The sequence below is a fragment of the Pseudomonas sp. GM84 genome (assembly GCF_000282535.1).
GTDB lineage: Bacteria > Pseudomonadota > Gammaproteobacteria > Pseudomonadales > Pseudomonadaceae > Aquipseudomonas.
Map to the genome: position 1 here is coordinate 1 of NZ_AKJC01000073.1, position 16,607 is coordinate 16,607.

The 16,607-nt window shown below is 64.6% G+C and carries 14 protein-coding genes; 9 read left to right on the forward strand and 5 right to left on the reverse strand.

Going from position 1 to position 16,607, the window contains the following annotated elements; all coding sequences use genetic code 11:
* Positions 1-24: 24 nt before the first annotated feature.
* From dnaQ to PMI38_RS04585, 3 genes are read right to left on the reverse strand one after another with little or no spacing between them, the layout of a single operon-like run.
* A complete protein-coding gene (dnaQ, locus tag PMI38_RS04575; RefSeq protein ID WP_008091239.1) occupies positions 25-780 on the reverse strand; it encodes a DNA polymerase III subunit epsilon in 756 nt (251 codons plus the stop codon).
* A gap of 51 nt (positions 781-831) precedes the next feature.
* Positions 832-1,278, reverse strand: a complete 447-nt coding sequence (rnhA, locus tag PMI38_RS04580; protein ID WP_008091240.1) for a ribonuclease HI — start codon at positions 1,276-1,278, stop codon at positions 832-834.
* Positions 1,279-1,291: 13 nt separating this feature from the next.
* Positions 1,292-2,065: a class I SAM-dependent methyltransferase gene (locus PMI38_RS04585; RefSeq protein ID WP_008091241.1), complete on the reverse strand. Its 774-nt coding sequence runs from the start codon at positions 2,063-2,065 to the stop codon at positions 1,292-1,294.
* Positions 2,066-2,150: 85 nt separating this feature from the next.
* On the opposite strand from PMI38_RS04585, the gene gloB reads away from it, so the two are divergent.
* From gloB to PMI38_RS04630, 9 genes are all read left to right on the forward strand, one after another.
* On the forward strand, positions 2,151-2,930 hold the full coding sequence (gene gloB / locus PMI38_RS04590) for a hydroxyacylglutathione hydrolase (protein WP_008091243.1): 780 nt from the start codon (positions 2,151-2,153) through the stop codon (positions 2,928-2,930).
* Between the two features lie 100 nt (positions 2,931-3,030).
* Positions 3,031-4,449, forward strand: a complete 1,419-nt coding sequence (locus PMI38_RS04595) for a lytic transglycosylase domain-containing protein (protein WP_008091244.1) — start codon at positions 3,031-3,033, stop codon at positions 4,447-4,449.
* Between the two features lie 223 nt (positions 4,450-4,672).
* Positions 4,673-6,502 (forward strand): extracellular solute-binding protein, encoded by a 1,830-nt coding sequence (locus tag PMI38_RS04600; protein ID WP_008091245.1) that lies wholly within the window; start codon positions 4,673-4,675, stop codon positions 6,500-6,502.
* Complete coding sequence (locus PMI38_RS04605; protein ID WP_008091248.1) at positions 6,499-8,334, forward strand: extracellular solute-binding protein; 1,836 nt, start codon at positions 6,499-6,501, stop codon at positions 8,332-8,334. Before PMI38_RS04600 ends, PMI38_RS04605 begins: the two co-directional genes overlap by 4 nt.
* 1 nt (position 8,335) lies before the next feature.
* Positions 8,336-9,409: a microcin C ABC transporter permease YejB gene (locus PMI38_RS04610; protein WP_008091250.1), complete on the forward strand. Its 1,074-nt coding sequence runs from the start codon at positions 8,336-8,338 to the stop codon at positions 9,407-9,409.
* 1 nt (position 9,410) lies between these two features.
* Positions 9,411-10,430, forward strand: coding sequence for an ABC transporter permease (locus PMI38_RS04615; RefSeq protein ID WP_008091252.1), 1,020 nt, complete (start codon positions 9,411-9,413; stop codon positions 10,428-10,430).
* A 1-nt stretch (position 10,431) separates the two neighbouring features.
* Entirely contained in the window at positions 10,432-12,051 is a 1,620-nt protein-coding gene (locus PMI38_RS04620; protein WP_008091254.1) for an ABC transporter ATP-binding protein, read from the forward strand.
* A 287-nt stretch (positions 12,052-12,338) separates the two neighbouring features.
* On the forward strand, positions 12,339-12,578 hold the full coding sequence (locus PMI38_RS04625) for a hypothetical protein (RefSeq protein ID WP_008091256.1): 240 nt from the start codon (positions 12,339-12,341) through the stop codon (positions 12,576-12,578).
* A 157-nt stretch (positions 12,579-12,735) separates the two neighbouring features.
* On the forward strand, positions 12,736-12,999 hold the full coding sequence (locus tag PMI38_RS04630; RefSeq protein ID WP_008091257.1) for a DUF3077 domain-containing protein: 264 nt from the start codon (positions 12,736-12,738) through the stop codon (positions 12,997-12,999).
* Between the two features lie 137 nt (positions 13,000-13,136).
* Here the strand turns inward: PMI38_RS04630 and PMI38_RS04635 are convergent, their stop codons facing one another.
* On the reverse strand, positions 13,137-13,832 hold the full coding sequence (locus PMI38_RS04635; protein WP_008091259.1) for a response regulator: 696 nt from the start codon (positions 13,830-13,832) through the stop codon (positions 13,137-13,139).
* Positions 13,829-16,483 (reverse strand): sensor histidine kinase, encoded by a 2,655-nt coding sequence (locus tag PMI38_RS04640; RefSeq protein WP_008091261.1) that lies wholly within the window; start codon positions 16,481-16,483, stop codon positions 13,829-13,831. The genes PMI38_RS04635 and PMI38_RS04640 overlap by 4 nt, the downstream gene beginning before the upstream one ends.
* Positions 16,484-16,607: the final 124 nt, after the last annotated feature.

The window sequence follows — 16,607 nt, forward strand, 5'->3', positions numbered from 1 at the left end:
GATAGGGCCGGTACAGACGAAGAATCAGCCAGCCGGCGTCTCGGTCAACGCCTGCCACATCGAAGGCCCACCCGCCGACTTGGCAATCGCCGCCAAGCGTTCGGCATGCGCCTCGAGCTCCTCGGCACTGGCCACGATCACCCGCCCCGGTGCACGCCCGGTAATCCGGCGGATCTCGCTGCCACTGCCCTGCCCTTCGCTGTCACCGTCAGCCCCATGCCCCGCCAGCGACAAGCTGGTCTGGCCTCCGGTCATCGCCAGGTAGACGTCGGCCAGCAGTTCCGAGTCGAGCAACGCGCCGTGCAGCTCACGGCCCGAGTTGTCGATGTCGTAGCGTTTGCACAACGCATCGAGGCTGTTGCGCTGCCCCGGGTGACGGGCGCGAGCCAGCAACAGGGTGTCGAGGATGGTGCAGTGCTGGGAAATGTCGGCGCGGTCGCCCTGACCCAACAACGCGAACTCGTTGTTGATGAAGCCAACGTCGAACGCCGCGTTGTGGATGACCAGCGTGGCGCCCTGGATGAACTCGAAGAATTCCTCGGCAACCTCTGCGAAACGCGGCTTGCCGACCAGGAAGGCATCGGTGATGCCGTGGACGTTGATGGCGCCCTCGTCACTCTCGCGGTCAGGTTGCAGGTAGACGTGGAAGTGTCGCCCGGTCAGGCGCCGGCCAATGACCTCGACGCAGCCGATCTCGATGATCCGGTGGCCTTCGCTGACCGGCATGCCCGTGGTTTCGGTATCGAGAATGACCAGGCGTTTATCTTGCTGCTGCTCCACGCGGGGCGCTCCAACTTGCATCAATTACTGAGCCGCGGATTGTACCCCAGCTCAACGTTTGGCGCGCACTTCCTCGACGCCGCGGTTGGCCAGCTGGTCGGCGCGTTCGTTGCCAGGGTGGCCGATATGGCCGCGCACCCACTTCCAGGTGACCTTGTGGCGGTTGACCTGCTCATCCAGCAGCTGCCACAGGTCGGCATTCTTCACCGGCTCTTTCGCGGCGGTTTTCCAGCCGCGCTTCTTCCAGTTGACCATCCATTCGTTGATGCCCTTCATCACGTACTGCGAGTCGGTGGTCAGCACCACCTCGCATTCACGCTTGAGCGCCATCAGCCCCTGGATCGCCGCCATCAGTTCCATGCGATTGTTGGTGGTTTCGCGTTCGCCGCCCCACAGTTCCTTCTCGACGCCCTTGTAGATCAGCAGGACGCCCCAGCCGCCCGGGCCAGGATTGCCCTTGCAGGCACCATCGGTATACAGCTCGACGCTATCGCTCATGTACCACTCATGTTCAGTGCTTTTCGGTATCGGGATTGACGGCGGTGCGGTTGACCTTGGCCAACGGCAATGGCAGCAGCTTGCCCATCGGCTCGCGACGCTCCTGGCGCAACGGCCGAAGGCCCACCACCATCTTGCGCGCCACCAGCAGGTAGACCCCGCCGCCGGAACCCTGCCAGCCACCCGCCAGCCGTTCCCAGCCCGCCAGGCGTTGTTGCCAGGCCGGCGAGGCAAGCGGCGGACGATAGCACCCGAAGCGGCGTTTCTCCAGCGCGAAGCCCAGCAGATTCAACCAGTCGCCAACCCGTGACGGCGGAATGCAACGGGCCTTGCGCAGCGCGCCATGGCTGAAGAAATGGCGCATGCCCCAGCTGCTCCAGGGATTGATGCCGACGATCAGCAAGTGCCCGCCCGGACGCACGGCACTGGCGGCCTCGCGTAGCAAGCCATGGGGCGACAGGCTGAAATCCAGGCCGTGCTGCAGTACCACCACGTCGGCGGCATGCTCGCTGAGCGGCCAGGCCTGTTCCTCGCAGACGATCTCCACCCCTGGCAGCGGTGCGCCGAGACGCACGTTGCGCTGCACCTGGGGGGCGCTGGGCGGTGCTTCGGCGCAGGGGCCGTAATGCACCAGGTAACCACCGAAGAAGCGCCCGAGCTCTTCTTCCAGCAACTTTTCCTCTTCCTTGAGCATCAACTGGCCAAGAGGGCCGTTGAACCATTCACGTGCCAGGCAGATCAGCTCGACCCAATCGGGGTCGGCCTGGGCAAAGGCTTGGTCGGTCATTGCGCTCTCCCTCGAAGGTTCTCGCACCGCGCCATCGCGGCTAAGATGCCCTCATGTGCCACGCTAGGCGAATCGGATCCGCACCATGATACAGATCGATGCTCTCCCCGCTTTCTCCGACAACTACATCTGGTTGTTACAGGATACTGCCAAACGCCGTTGTGCGGTGGTCGATCCCGGCGACGCCGGCCCGGTGGAGGCCTGGTTGGCCGCCAACCCCGGCTGGGTACTCGCGGACATCCTGGTCACCCACCACCACAACGATCATGTCGGTGGCGTCGAACGCCTCAAGCAATTGACCGCGGCCAGGGTCTGCGGCCCGGCCAACGAGCGCATTCCCTGCCGCGACCTGGCGCTGGACGACGGCGACGAGGTGACGGTGCTGGGTGTGACTTTCCAGGTGCTGGCCGTGCCCGGCCATACCCTGGGCCATATTGCCTACTTCAGCGATCAGCCCGCGACACCACTGCTGTTCAGTGGCGACACCCTGTTCGCCGCCGGCTGCGGGCGCATGTTCGAAGGTACCCCGGCGCAGATGCAGCCCGCCCTTGCCCGTCTGGCGGCGCTTCCCGAGCAGACCGAGGTCTATTGCGCCCACGAATACACCCTGAGCAACCTGCGTTTCGCCAAGGCCGTGGAACCCACCAATCTGCACGTTCAGCAACGGTTCGAAGACGTTACCCGATTGCGCGCCGACAATCGCATCACTTTGCCATCAACCATCGGCCTGGAACGCCTCACCAACCCCTTTTTGCGTACCTCTGAAACATTAGTTAAACAAAAAGCAGACGAATGGAAGGGACATTCAAACGATACGCAGGTCACTGTTTTTGCTGCCTTGAGGTCTTGGAAGGACACATTTTGATAACCTCAAGATATATCGCAGCGGGGTAACAACGGTTGACCAGTCGGGTAGCGGTTTCTAGAATCGCCGAAATTTTTCGCCCGGAAACCTGTCCCAGCCGATGTCTTCCCGTAGCCGCAGAACCGCTCATTCAGTCGCCCTGAGGCGCCTGGCCCAGATCAGTGCACTGGCGCTGGCCGCCACCCTGGTCGGCTGCCAGAGCACCCGTCAGCTCGACGATGCCGAAAGCGTTCGCGCGCACAACTATCAGGCGCGCCTCAAGCACAAGCCTGCTCCGCTCGTGGTCAAACCCGTCGAGCAGGCGCCGCAGGATGTGTGGGAACGCATGCGCCTGGGCTTCGCCTTGCAGGACAGCATCGACGTCAACCCGCGCATCGAGCAGCAGCGCCTGTGGTTCGCCAGCAACCCGTCGTTCCTCGAGAACGCCGGCGAGCGCGGCAGCCTCTACCTGCACTACATCGTCGAACGCCTCGAAGAGCGCGACATGCCGCTGGAGCTGGCCCTGCTGCCGGCGATCGAGAGCGCCTACAACCCGATGGCCTACTCGCGCGCCCATGCCGCAGGCATGTGGCAGTTCATCCCGTCCACCGGGCGCCACTTCAACCTGCGTCAGACCAACTTCTACGACGGCCGCCGCGACATCACCGCGTCGACCAACGCCGCGCTGGACTACCTGACCCGCCTGCACGACATGTTCAACGGCGACTGGCTGCTGGCCCTGGCCGCCTACAACGCCGGCGAAGGCACCGTCAGCCGGGCGATCGAGCGCAACGAAAGGCTGGGTCTGCCAACCGATTACTGGAACCTGCCACTGCCGCAGGAAACCCGCGACTACGTGCCCAAGCTGCTGGCCCTGTCGCAGGTGGTCTCGACCCCCGAGGCCTACGGCGTGAACCTCAACCCGATCGCCAACGAGCCCTACTTCGAAGCGGTCGCCATCAACGAGCGCCTCGACCTGTCGCGGGTTGCTGCCTTCGCCAACATCGACGAAGACGAGCTGATCCAGCTCAACCCGGCATTCAAGAAGCGCATGACCGTGGACGGCCCCAAGCAACTGCTGGTGCCGACCGCCAAGGCGCAGTTGCTGACCGACCTCAAGCCTGAGCAGATTGTCAGCCTGCAGCCGAACAAGGCCGTGTTCGACCGCGCCCTGGCCGAAGCCAAGGCACCGGCAACGGCACGCAGCTATCGGGTCAAGCGTGGCGACAACCTGAGCGCCATCGCCAAGGCCAACCGGGTATCGGTCAAGGACATCCAGCGCTGGAACAAGCTGTCGGGCAACCGGGTGAAGGCCGGCCAGGTACTGGCACTGCGGGGCGGCAGCGCGCCGAGTGCAGCAGGCAACCGGGTGGCGGCATCCGGGAAGCGTTCGACCCAGTACAAGGTGCGCAAGGGTGACTCGCTGTATTTGGTTGCCAAACGTTTCAATGTAGAGATGCAGCACCTCAAGCGCTGGAACCCGCGCAGCGGGCATGCGCTGAAGCCGGGGCAGACGCTGACCGTCTACCTGGGGCATTGATCTGAATCCTGGGGCTGCTTTGCAGCCCATTCGCGGGGCAAGCCCGCTCCCACAGATACCCCGCTCGCTTCAAGCCTGATGAGTCATCTGAGGGAGCGGGCTTGCCCCGCGAATGGGGCGCGAAGCGGCCCCCTGCATTCCACCCGCCACACCCTTTTTCGAACCCCGCCAAGCTGTTACTGTACCCCGACCAAAGCCCAACGCCTCTGGATCGGATGCCGACTTGATACGTCCCCTCCTGCTGTCACTCAGCCTGGCCTTGAGCTTTCCCGCAGCCGCGATGGTGAGCGAAAGCCACGGATACGCGCAGTTCGGCACGCTCAAGTACCCAGCCACCTTCACCCACTTCGACTGGGTCAACCCGCAAGCGCCCAAGGGCGGCACCTTGCGGGCCATGGCATTCGGCACCTTCGACACGCTCAACCCCTATACCTTCAAGGGCACCAGCCCGGTGACCACGCCGAACTTCCTGCAGTACGGCGTCAGTGAGCTGAACGAAACCTTGATGGTCGGCACGGGCCAGTACGACCCGTCGGGCGACGAGCCCACTTCCAGCTACGGCCTGATCGCCCGCACGGTCGAGTACAGCGAGGACCGCAGCTGGGTGGTGTTCAACCTGCGCCCGGAGGCGCGCTGGCATGACGGCAAGCCCATTACCTCGGCAGACGTGGCCTTTTCCTACCGCACGCTGCTCAAGGAAGGCCATCCGATCTACCGCACCAACCTGCAGGAAGTTCAGCGCGTCGATGTGCTCGGCCCGCTGCGCATTCGCTTCGTCTTCAAGCGCGCCGGCAATCCGCTGCTGATCCTGCGCCTGGGCGAAATGCCGGTGCTGCCCAAGCACTATTGGCAAGGCCGCGACTTCAAGGCCACCACCTTCGAGCCGCCGCTGGGCAGCGGCCCCTACCGCATCACCCAGGTGCAGCCTGGCCGGCGCCTGGTGTTCGAGCGGGTGAAGCACTACTGGGGCAAGGACCTGGCGGTAAACCGTGGCAAGTACAACTTCAAGCGCGTCGAGTACGAGTTCTACCGCGACGCCACGGTGGCCTTCGAAGCCTTCAAGGCTGGCGAGTTCGACATCTATATCGAGCACCAGGCGAAGAACTGGGCCAACGGCTACAACTTCCCGGCCGTGCGCCGTGGCGAGGTGATCAAGGCGCAGATCCCGCACCGCATCCCGACCCAGACCCAAGGCCTGTTCATGAACAGCCGCCGCGCATCCTTCAGCGATGCCCGGGTGCGCCAGGCGCTGGGCCTGATGCTCGACTTCGAGTGGACCAACCGCGCCCTGTTCAGCAGCGCCTACCGCCGCGCAACCAGCTACTACCCCAACAGCGAGTTCGCCGCCTCCGGCACGCCCACCGGCAAGGAATGGCTGCTGCTAGCGCCGTTTCGCGACCAGTTGCCGGAAAAACTGTTCACCCAGCCCTACCAGGTCAGCCATACCGACGGGCGCGGCATCAGCCGCCAGACCCTGCGCCAGGCCCTGACCCTGCTCGGCCAGGCCGGCTGGAAACTCGACGGCCAACGCCTGGTGGACAAGAAAGGCCAGCAACTGCGCATGGAGTTGCTGCTGGTGAACCCCAACCTCGAACGTATCCTGCAACCCTATGTCGAAAACCTGGCGAGCATCGGTATCGATGCGCGCCTGCGCACTGTGGACCGCGCCCAGTACAAGCAGCGCCTGGACCAGTTCGATTTCGACATGATCCTGATGACCCTCAACCAGACCTTGAGCCCCGGCCTCGAACAGTGGCTGTACTTCCATTCAAGCCAGGCCTCGACCAAGGGCAGCAAGAACTATGCTGGGGTCAAGGACCCGGTGGTCGACCACTTGCTCGACACCTTGCTCGCGGCGCGCACCCGCGATGACCAGGTCGCCGCCGCCCGTGCCCTGGACCGGGTGCTTTCATGGCAGTACTACATGATCCCCAACTGGTATCTCGACAATCACCGCCTGGCCTACCGCAACCGGTTCGCCTTCGTCACCACGCCGCCCTACACCCTCGGGCTGAACAGCTGGTGGATAAAGCCTTCGGAGAAAGCCCAATGATGCCCATGCCCCGCCTGCGCCAGCTGGCCGGCAGCCTGTTGCTCGCCTGCCTGAGCCTGCCGGCCCTGGCCGCGCCGCAGCACGCGCTGACCCTGTACGACGAGGCGCCGAAATACCCGGCCGACTTCAAGCACTTCGACTTCGTCAACCCGGACGCGCCCAAGGGCGGCACCTTCCGCCAGTCCAGCTTCGGCGGCTTCGACAGCCTCAACCCGTTCATCAACAAGGGCGTGCCGGCCGAAAACGTCAGCATCATCTACGACACCCTGATGCGCCAGAGCCTGGACGAGCCCTTCACCGAGTACGGCCTGGTGGCCGGCAAGATCGAGAAGGCCCCGGACAACAGCTGGGTGCGTTTCTACCTGCGCCCCGAGGCACGCTTCCACGACGGCCATCCGATGCGCGCCGATGACGTGGTGTTCACCTTCAATGCCCTGATCAAGGACGGCGCGCCGCTGTATCGCCAGTACTACGCCGACGTCGCCGAAGTGGTCGCCGAAGACCCGCTGCGCGTACTGTTCAAGTTCAAGCACAAGAACAACCGCGAATTGCCGCTGATCCTCGGCCAGCTGCCCGTGCTGCCCAAACACTGGTACGAAGGGCGCGACTTCAACCGTGGCAACCTGGAAATTCCGCTGGGCAGCGGCCCCTACAAGATCGCCGAGGTCAAGGCCGGTCGCTCGATCCGCTATGAGCGGGTCAAGGACTACTGGGCCAAGGACCTGCCGATCAACCGCGGCTTCTACAACTTCGACGCCATGACCTTCGACTCCTACCGCGACAACACCGTCGCCCTCGAAGCGCTCAAGGCTGGCCAGTTCGACTATGGCCTGGAGACCAGTGCGAAGAACTGGGCCACCGCCTACAACGTGCCCGCGGTTCGCGACGGCCGCCTGATCAAGGAAGAGCTGCCCAACGGCAACCCCACCGGCATGCAGGGCTTCATCTTCAACCTGCGCAAACCGGTGTTCCAGGACGTGCGCGTGCGCCAGGCGCTGAGCCTGCTGCTGGATTTCGAATGGACCAACAAGCAGCTGTTCAATGGCGCCTACACCCGCACCGGCAGCTATTTCGAGAACTCCGATATGGCGGCCAAGGGCCTGCCTACGCCAGGCGAGCTGAAAGTCCTCGAACCGCTGCGCGGCAAGGTGCCTGAGCAAGTCTTCGGCGAGGCCTTCCACAACCCGGTCACCGACGGCAGCGGCATGATCCGCGAGCAGCAACGCCAGGCCTACAAGCTGCTGCAAGAGGCCGGCTGGAAGATCGTCGACGACAAGATGGTCGACAAGGACGGCAAGCCGGTTGCCATCGAGTTCCTGCTGGCGCAGACCGAGTTCGAGCGCATCCTGCTGCCATTCAAGCGCAACCTGGCGGACCTCGGCATCGAGCTGAACATCCGCCGCGTCGACGTCTCGCAATACATCACTCGCCTGCGTTCGCGCGACTTCGACATGATCGTCAGCGGCTTCTCGCAGTCCAACTCGCCCGGCAACGAGCAGCGCGAATACTGGACCAGCACCGCCGCCGACAACCCCGGCAGCCGCAACTTCATCGGCTTGCGCGACCCGGCCATCGATCAACTGGTCGAACAGCTGATCAACGCCGACTCCCGGCAAAGCCTGATCGACCACACCCGCGCCCTCGACCGCGTGCTGCTGTGGGGTTACTACGTGATCCCCAACTGGCACATCAAGACCTGGCGCGTGGCCTACTGGAACCACATCGGCCACCCCGAGGTGTCGCCCAAGTACGATATCGGCATCGACACCTGGTGGATCAAGCCCGGCGTCACCCCGGCGGTGACCGAAGCGCCTGCGCAAGAGGCCCACTGACATGCTGGCCTATATCCTGCGCCGCCTGCTGCTGATCATCCCCACCCTGTTCGGCATCCTGGTGATCAACTTCATCATCGTCCAGGCCGCCCCCGGCGGGCCGGTGGAACAGATGATCGCCAAGCTCGAAGGCTTCGAGGGCGCCACCAGCCGCATTGCCGGTGGCGGTGCCGAAGTGTCGGTGGCCGGCTCCAACTACCGTGGCGCCCAGGGCCTGGACCCGGCACTGATCGCCGAGATCGAGCGCATGTACGGTTTCGACAAGTCGGCGCCCGAGCGTCTTTGGATCATGGTCAAGAACTACGCCCAGCTGGACTTCGGCGACAGCTTCTTCCGTGACGCCAAGGTCATCGACCTGATCGTCGAGAAGATGCCGGTATCGATCTCGCTGGGGCTGTGGAGCACGCTGATCATGTACCTGGTGTCGATCCCGCTGGGCATCGCCAAGGCGGTGCGCCACGGCAGCCACTTCGACGTCTGGACCAGCTCGGCGATCATCGTCGGCTACGCCATCCCCGCGTTCCTGTTCGCCATCCTGCTGATCGTGCTGTTCGCCGGCGGCAGCTACTTCGACTGGTTCCCGCTGCGCGGACTGACCTCGAACAACTTCGACGAGCTGTCCACCACCGGCAAGGTGCTCGACTACTTCTGGCACCTGGTACTGCCCATCACCGCGCTGGTGATCGGCAACTTCGCCACCATGACCCTGCTGACCAAGAACAGCTTCCTCGACGAGATCAACAAGCAGTACGTGGTCACCGCCAAGGCCAAGGGCCTGAGCCGCCCGCGGGTGTTGTACGGGCACGTGTTCCGCAACGCCATGCTGCTGGTGATCGCCGGCTTCCCGTCGGCCTTCATCGGCATCTTCTTCACCGGCTCCCTGCTGATCGAGGTCATCTTCTCCCTCGACGGCCTGGGCCTGATGAGCTTCGAAGCGGCGATCAACCGCGACTACCCGGTGGTCTTCGGCACCCTGTTCATCTTCACCCTGCTGGGGCTTGTGGTGAAACTGATCGGCGACCTGACCTACACCCTGGTCGATCCACGCATCGACTTCGCCAGCCGGGAGCACTGACATGGCCTTGTCCCCTCTCAACCGCCGGCGCTTCGAGCGCTTCAAGGCCAACCGCCGTGGCTGGTGGTCGCTGTGGCTGTTCCTCATCCTGTTCGGCCTGAGCCTGGGCGCCGAGCTGATCGCCAACGACAAGCCGATTGCCGTGCGCTACGACGGCGAGTGGTACTTCCCGGCGTTCAAGCGCTACCCGGAAACCACCTTCGGCGGCGAGTTCCCGCTGGAGGCCAACTACAAGAGCCCGTACATCCGCGAACTGCTGGCCAAGAAGGACAGCTTCGTGCTGTGGGCACCGATCCCGTACAGCTACCAGAGCATCAACTACGACCTGCGCGTACCCGCCCCCGCGCCGCCGTCGACGGACAATTGGCTGGGTACCGACGACCAGGGGCGCGACGTACTCGCACGGGTGATCTACGGCTTCCGCATTTCGGTGCTGTTCGCCCTGACCCTGACCATCCTCAGCTCTATCATCGGCGTCATCGCCGGTGCCCTGCAGGGCTTCTACGGCGGTTGGGTCGACCTTGCCGGCCAGCGCTTCCTGGAGATCTGGTCCGGCTTGCCGGTGCTGTACCTGCTGATCATCCTGGCCAGCTTCGTGCAGCCCAACTTCTGGTGGCTGCTGGGGATCATGCTGCTGTTCTCGTGGATGAGCCTGGTGGACGTGGTGCGCGCCGAGTTCCTGCGCGGACGCAACCTCGAATACGTGCGCGCGGCACGGGCCCTGGGCATGCGCAATGGCGCGATCATGTACCGGCACATCCTGCCCAACGCGATGATCTCGACCATGACCTTCATGCCGTTCATCCTCACGGGCGCCATCGGCACCCTGACTGCGCTGGACTTCCTGGGCTTCGGCCTGCCGCCCGGCGCACCGTCGCTGGGTGAGCTGGTGGCCCAGGGCAAGTCCAACCTGCAGGCGCCATGGCTGGGCATCAGTGCCTTTGCCGTGCTGGCGATCATGCTGAGCTTGCTGGTGTTCATCGGCGAGTCCGCCCGCGATGCCTTCGACCCGAGGAAGTGAAATGACCGAACAGAATCTGATCGAAGTGCGCGACCTGGCCGTGGAATTCGTCACCGGCGAGCAGGTCAACCGCGTGGTCGACGGCGTCAGCTTCGACATCCGCAAGGGCGAGACCCTGGCCCTGGTCGGCGAAAGCGGCTCGGGCAAGTCGGTGACCGCCCACTCGATCCTGCGCCTGCTGCCCTACCCCCTGGCCCGCCACCCCAGCGGCAGCATTCGCTTCGAAGGCAAGGACTTGCTGCAACAGAACGAAAAAGCCATGCAGCGCATCCGCGGCAACCGCATAGCGATGATCTTCCAGGAGCCGATGACCTCGCTGAACCCGCTGCACTGCATCGAGAAGCAGATCAACGAGATCCTGCTGATCCACAAGGGCCTGACCGGTAAGGAGGCCACCGCACGCACGCTGGAACTGCTGGAACTGGTGGGTATTCCCGAGCCGCGCAAGCGCCTGAAGGCCCTGCCCCATGAACTCTCCGGTGGCCAGCGCCAGCGGGTAATGATTGCCATGGCCCTGGCCAACGAGCCGGACCTGCTGATCGCCGACGAACCGACCACGGCGCTCGACGTGACCGTGCAGTTGAAGATTCTCGACCTGCTCAAGGAGCTGCAGGCGCGGTTGGGCATGGCGCTGCTGCTGATCAGCCATGACCTCAACCTGGTGCGGCGCATCGCTCACAGGGTGTGCGTGATGCAGCGCGGGCAGATCGTCGAGCAGGCCGATTGCGCCACGCTGTTCAGCGCGCCGCAGCATCACTACACGCAGATGCTGATCAATGCCGAGCCCAGTGGCTTGCCGGCACACAATCCGGTGGGCTCGCCACTGCTGGAAGTGAACGACCTCAAGGTCTGGTTCCCGATCAAGAAAGGCCTGCTGCGGCGCACCGTCGACCATGTGAAGGCGGTGGACGGCATCAATTTCAGCCTGCCCCAGGGGCAGACGCTGGGGATCGTCGGCGAGTCCGGGTCGGGCAAGTCCACCCTCGGGCTGGCGATCTTGCGGCTGATTTCAAGTCGGGGCGGCATTCGCTTCCACGGGCAATCGCTGGAAGGGATGAACCAGAAGGAAGTGCGGCCACTGCGCAGAGAGATGCAGGTGGTGTTCCAGGACCCGTTCGGCAGCCTCAGCCCGCGCATGTGCGTGGCGGATATCGTCGGCGAAGGCTTGCGGATTCACCGCATCGGCACGCCTGCCGAACAAGAAGCCGCGATCATTGCAGCGCTTGAGGAAGTGGGGCTGGACCCGCGCACGCGCCACCGCTATCCCCACGAGTTTTCCGGTGGGCAGCGCCAGCGCATTGCGATTGCCCGGGCGTTGGTACTGAAGCCTGCGCTGATTCTGCTGGATGAACCGACTTCGGCGCTGGACCGCACGGTGCAGCGGCAGGTGGTGGAGTTGCTGAGGAATCTGCAGCAGAAGTACAACCTGACCTACCTGTTCATCAGCCATGACCTGGCGGTGGTCAAGGCGCTGAGCCATCAGCTGATGGTGATCAAGCATGGGCATGTGGTGGAACAGGGGGATGCGCAGTCGATCTTCCATGCGCCGCAACATGCCTACACGCAGCAGTTGCTGGAGGCGGCGTTCTTGCAGCCGAATGGGGAAAAGAATCAGTTTTAAGCTCTATCTTGTAGGACATTTCCCAAAGATACTCTTGCCGCCATTTTTCCGTTGCGGTCGTTCTGGCAGGGCCCTAGGCTCGGTGTGTCGTTGCATATCAACGATACAGCTTTGACAGGCTGTGACGGCAATTAAACTATCAGCTCGCTTTTATGGCGGCTGTACGTGCGGGCACGCTTGCGTGCGCCGGAAGATTGCCATTTGCCGCCGGTCTGTCAACCCACGTACAGCTGCCACCCTTCTGTTTGACAGCAGGCAGGTGGCAGCACTTTGAAAGGCAAATGGCTATGTTGAAAATTGTCCCCGATCCCCCGCACAACCACTCCCTCGAAGACACCCTCATCCAGGCCACGGACTACGCCCTGTGCGCACAGACCGTGATCCATCAGGCACTCCTGCTGCAGCCCAAGTCACCGGCTTCGATTTTGATGATGGCGTCGATGCATGAAATGGAGGCGCTGCGGGTGATGCTTGAGTCGATGTTGATCCAGGTGCAGATGCCAACTGAGCCCAGGACCTTGCACTAGGACTCAAGTGATGTGCTGTCGGGGCTGGCCTCTTCGCGGGACAAGCCCGCTCCCACAAGTTCGCCACAGGATCTGGAGATTGTGGTGTTCCTGTGGGAGCGGGCTTGTCCCGCGAAGAGGCCAGCCCAGGCAGCGAAAATTTCAGGGAGATTGACCAATGACCAGAGACGACACCCATTTCACCGTCGGCAAGACCACCTTCTTCCAAGGCGAAAACCACACCCACCCCCTGTTCCGCATCGAACCCGGCATCCCCTGCCAGGACGCCCGCGAGCAAGCCTCGGAGCTGATGGGCTACGTCCGCGACATGACCATCGCCGGCCTGATGGACGACAACCCCCAGTTGATCTGGGCCTCGCACTACTTGAGCGCACTGGCCAAGGCCCTCATGGATGATGCCGAACTGGGAATGATGCACTGAATTTCGTACTGCGGGCTTGTGGGAGCGGGCTTGCCCCGCGAACCAGGGCGTAGCCCTGGCCATACACCGCTGGTGCCAGGGCTGACCTCTTCGCGGGGCAAGCCCACTCCCACAGAGGTTTTCCCGGCTCAGGCAGCTCAGCCGGCCGGTGCCACCAGCCTGTAACCGACCCCAGCCTCGGTAATGATGAACCGCGGCGCCGTCGGGTCATCCCCGAGCTTCTGCCGCAAATGCCCCACTACGATCCGTAGATAGTGGGTGTCCTCCACATGGCTCGGCCCCCAGATGTCCTTGAGCAGTTGCTGCTGGGTAATCACCCGCCCCGGATGCCCGGCCAGCAGCGCCAGCAGCGCATACTCCTTGCGCGTCAGCGCCACCTCCACGCCTTCCAGGGTCACCTTGCGAAAGGCAAAATCGACGGTCAGCGGCCCGAAGCTCGCCGCCACGTCGCCCCCGCCGGATTGCGGCACCTGGCGCAACAGCGCGCGCACCCGAGCCAGAAACTCCTGGATGCCGAACGGCTTGGTCACATAGTCATTGGCCCCGCCATCCAGCGCGTCGACCTTCTGCACTTCACTGGCCCGCACCGACAGCACCATCACCGGCACCGAGCTCCACTCGCGCAACTCACGCAGCACCTGCTGGCCGTCCATGTCCGGCAGGCCAAGGTCAAGCACCACCAGGTCGGGCTTGGCCAATGCGGCCTGGGTAAGTCCTTCACCACCGGTGGCCGCCTCGATCACCTTGTAGCCCTGGGAGGTCAGGCTGATACGCAGGAACTTGCGGATCTGCGGTTCGTCGTCGATGACCAGGAGGGTGGCGGACTGGCTCATGGGGCTTCGCTTTGGTCTTCGGGTTGCTGGGGCAGCGGCAAGCATAGAGTGATGCAGGTGCCCTGGCCATCGATGCCTTCGCTGACCAGGATCTGCCCGCCGTGGGCGCCGATCATGCCCTGGCAGATCGCCAGGCCCAGGCCGGTGCCCTGCCCGCCTCGGTCGCCCCGGGCAGCGGTGTAGAACATGTCGAAGATCTTCTCGCGCTCAAGCACCGGGATGCCGGGGCCTTGGTCGCTGACGGCAAACCGCAGCTGCTCGTCGTGCACCGATACCTGCAAGTCCAGGCGGCCTTGGGCGGGGGAAAAGCGCGCGGCATTCTCCAGCACATTGATCAGTGCCTGCTCGATCAGGGCGGCATGCACGAACAGCAGCGGCAGCTCGGCGGGCACATCGGTGTGCACGCGCAACGGCGCCAGCACCACCCGCAGGCGGTTCAGGGCGCTGCCGACGATATCGGCCGGGGCGACCCAGTCGCGGGCGAGCTTGAGGCCACCGTGGCCGAGGCGGGTCATGTCGAGCAGGTTCTGGATGTAGCGGTCGAGGCGCTCGGCTTCGTCGCGGGTGCCTTCCAGCAGCTCGCGACGGTCTTCGGCGGGGATCGCTTCGCCCAGCGCCAAGAGGCTGTCGATGCTGCCGCGCATGGCCGTCAGCGGGGTGCGCAGGTCGTGGGACACCGACGCCAGCAAGGCGCTGCGCAGTTGCTCGGTTTCACCATGCAGCCGCGCGGCCTCCAGTTGCTCGGCCAGGCGGGCGCGGGCCAGCGCCTGGGCCAAGGGCTGGCCGAGGGCCTGGAGCAGGCGTCGGCGTTGGGCACTGAGGGGTTCGCCGGATTGCGGGCGCACGCCGAGCAGCGCCAAAGGGTGGTCGTCCACGGCCAGCGGCCACCACCACCAGCGGCCATTGGGCAAGGTGTCGCTGCCATGGCCGGCGGCCTGGCCGTGCTGCCAGGCCCATTCGGCAGCGGCGCGTTCATTGTCGCCCAGGGCGTGGGCTTCGCCGCTGGCCAGGTGCAGCAGGCCTTCGGCGTTGCGTTCGAGCAGGCACACTTGCACATCCTGCCAGCCGTTGAGGTGCTGGCCGGCAGCGTCGAACACCGCCTGGCGGTCGGTGGCCACGGTCAGGCGGCGTGACAGGTCCAGCAGTTGGCTGGTCTGCGCCTGGGTCTCGCGCAGGGCCTGGAGCTGCCTGCGCTGGCGGGCGGCCAGGTTGCCGGTGAGGGCGGCCATGAGCAGGAAGAACACCAACGTCAGCACGTCTTCTTCGCGCTGGATGCTGAACGAGAAATTCGGCGGGATGAACAGGAAGTCGTAGGTCAGGAACGACATGGCCGCGCAGGCCAGCGCCGGGCCCAGGCTGCTGCGCACCGCCACCAGCAGCACGGCGGCGAGGAACACCAGCGAGATATTGGGCAATGCCAGCACGCTCGACACGGCCCATGACAGCCCTGCCGCCAGAACGGTCGCGAGCAGTGCCAACAGGTAGTGACGCCACACCCACACCCGCTGCACGGCAGCCTTGGCAGGCACCGGCTGAACGTCGCGGTCGAGCACGTTGATTTCCAGGCCATGGCTTTCACGCAACAGCCGCGCCGCCACCCCGGCGCCGAACAAGCGCCGACGCAGTCGGTCACGGGACTGCCCCACCAGCACCAGGCTGGCGCGGCGCTCGGTGGCGTGCTGGATCAGCGTGCGCGCCACTTCGCCGGCACGCAGCACCACCACTTCGCCCCCGAGTCGCTCGGCCAACTGTTGCGCAGCCTGCAGGCGATGGCGGGCGGTTTCGTCGCGCAGCCGGCCGTTGTCCACGTGGACCAGGCTCCAGGGCAGGTGGCGCCGCTGCGCTACCCGGCTGGCATGGCGCACCAGGCGCTCGGCCTGGTCGTCACCGTCGACGCCGACCAACAGCCGCCCTCGCAGGGCGGGCGCTTCCTGGCCGCGCTGACGGTAGCCATGGGCCAGATCGGCGTCGACCTGGGCCGCGGCAGTCTGCATGGCCAGCTCTCGCAGGGCGGTGAGGTTGGTTTGCGAGAAGTACGCATCGATGGCCGCCCTCGCCTGCTCGGGAACATACACCTTGCCTTCGCGCAGGCGTTCGAGCAGTTCACGCGGCGGCAGGTCGATCAGCACCAGCTCGAAGGCTTCCTGCAGCACCCAGTCCGGCAGGGTTTCGCGCACTTGTACGCCGGTGATGTCGCGGACCTTGTCGTTGAGGCTTTCCAGGTGCTGGACGTTGACCGTGGTGTACACGTCGATGCCGGCAGAAAGCAGTTCCTGAACGTCCTGCCAGCGCTTGGCGTGCCGGCTGCCGGGGGCGTTGGTGTGGGCCAGTTCGTCGACCAGAGCCAGGGTGGGGGCGGCCTTGAGCAGGCCGTCGAGGTCCATTTCCTCAAGGGTGACACCGCGGTACTCGCTGCGCAGCGGTGGCTGCTGGAGCAGGCCGCCGAGCAATACCTCGGTTTCGGCGCGACCGTGGGTTTCGACCACCCCGGCGAGCACGTGCACGCCTTGGCGTTGCTGGGCGTGGGCGGCCTGGAGCATGGCGTAGGTCTTGCCGACGCCGGGGGCAGCGCCGAGGAAGACCTTGAGCCTGCCACGGCCTTCGCGCGGGAGGTTGGCCAACAGCGCGTCGGCGCGGGCTGCGTTACTCATGTTTCATCCTTCAATGGTTGGGCCTGCTTCGCAGGCCATCGCCGGCAAGCCGGCTCCCACAAGGGCCCCACACTACTCAAGACCTGTGGCGATCCTGTGGGAGCCGGCTTGCCGGCGATTTGGC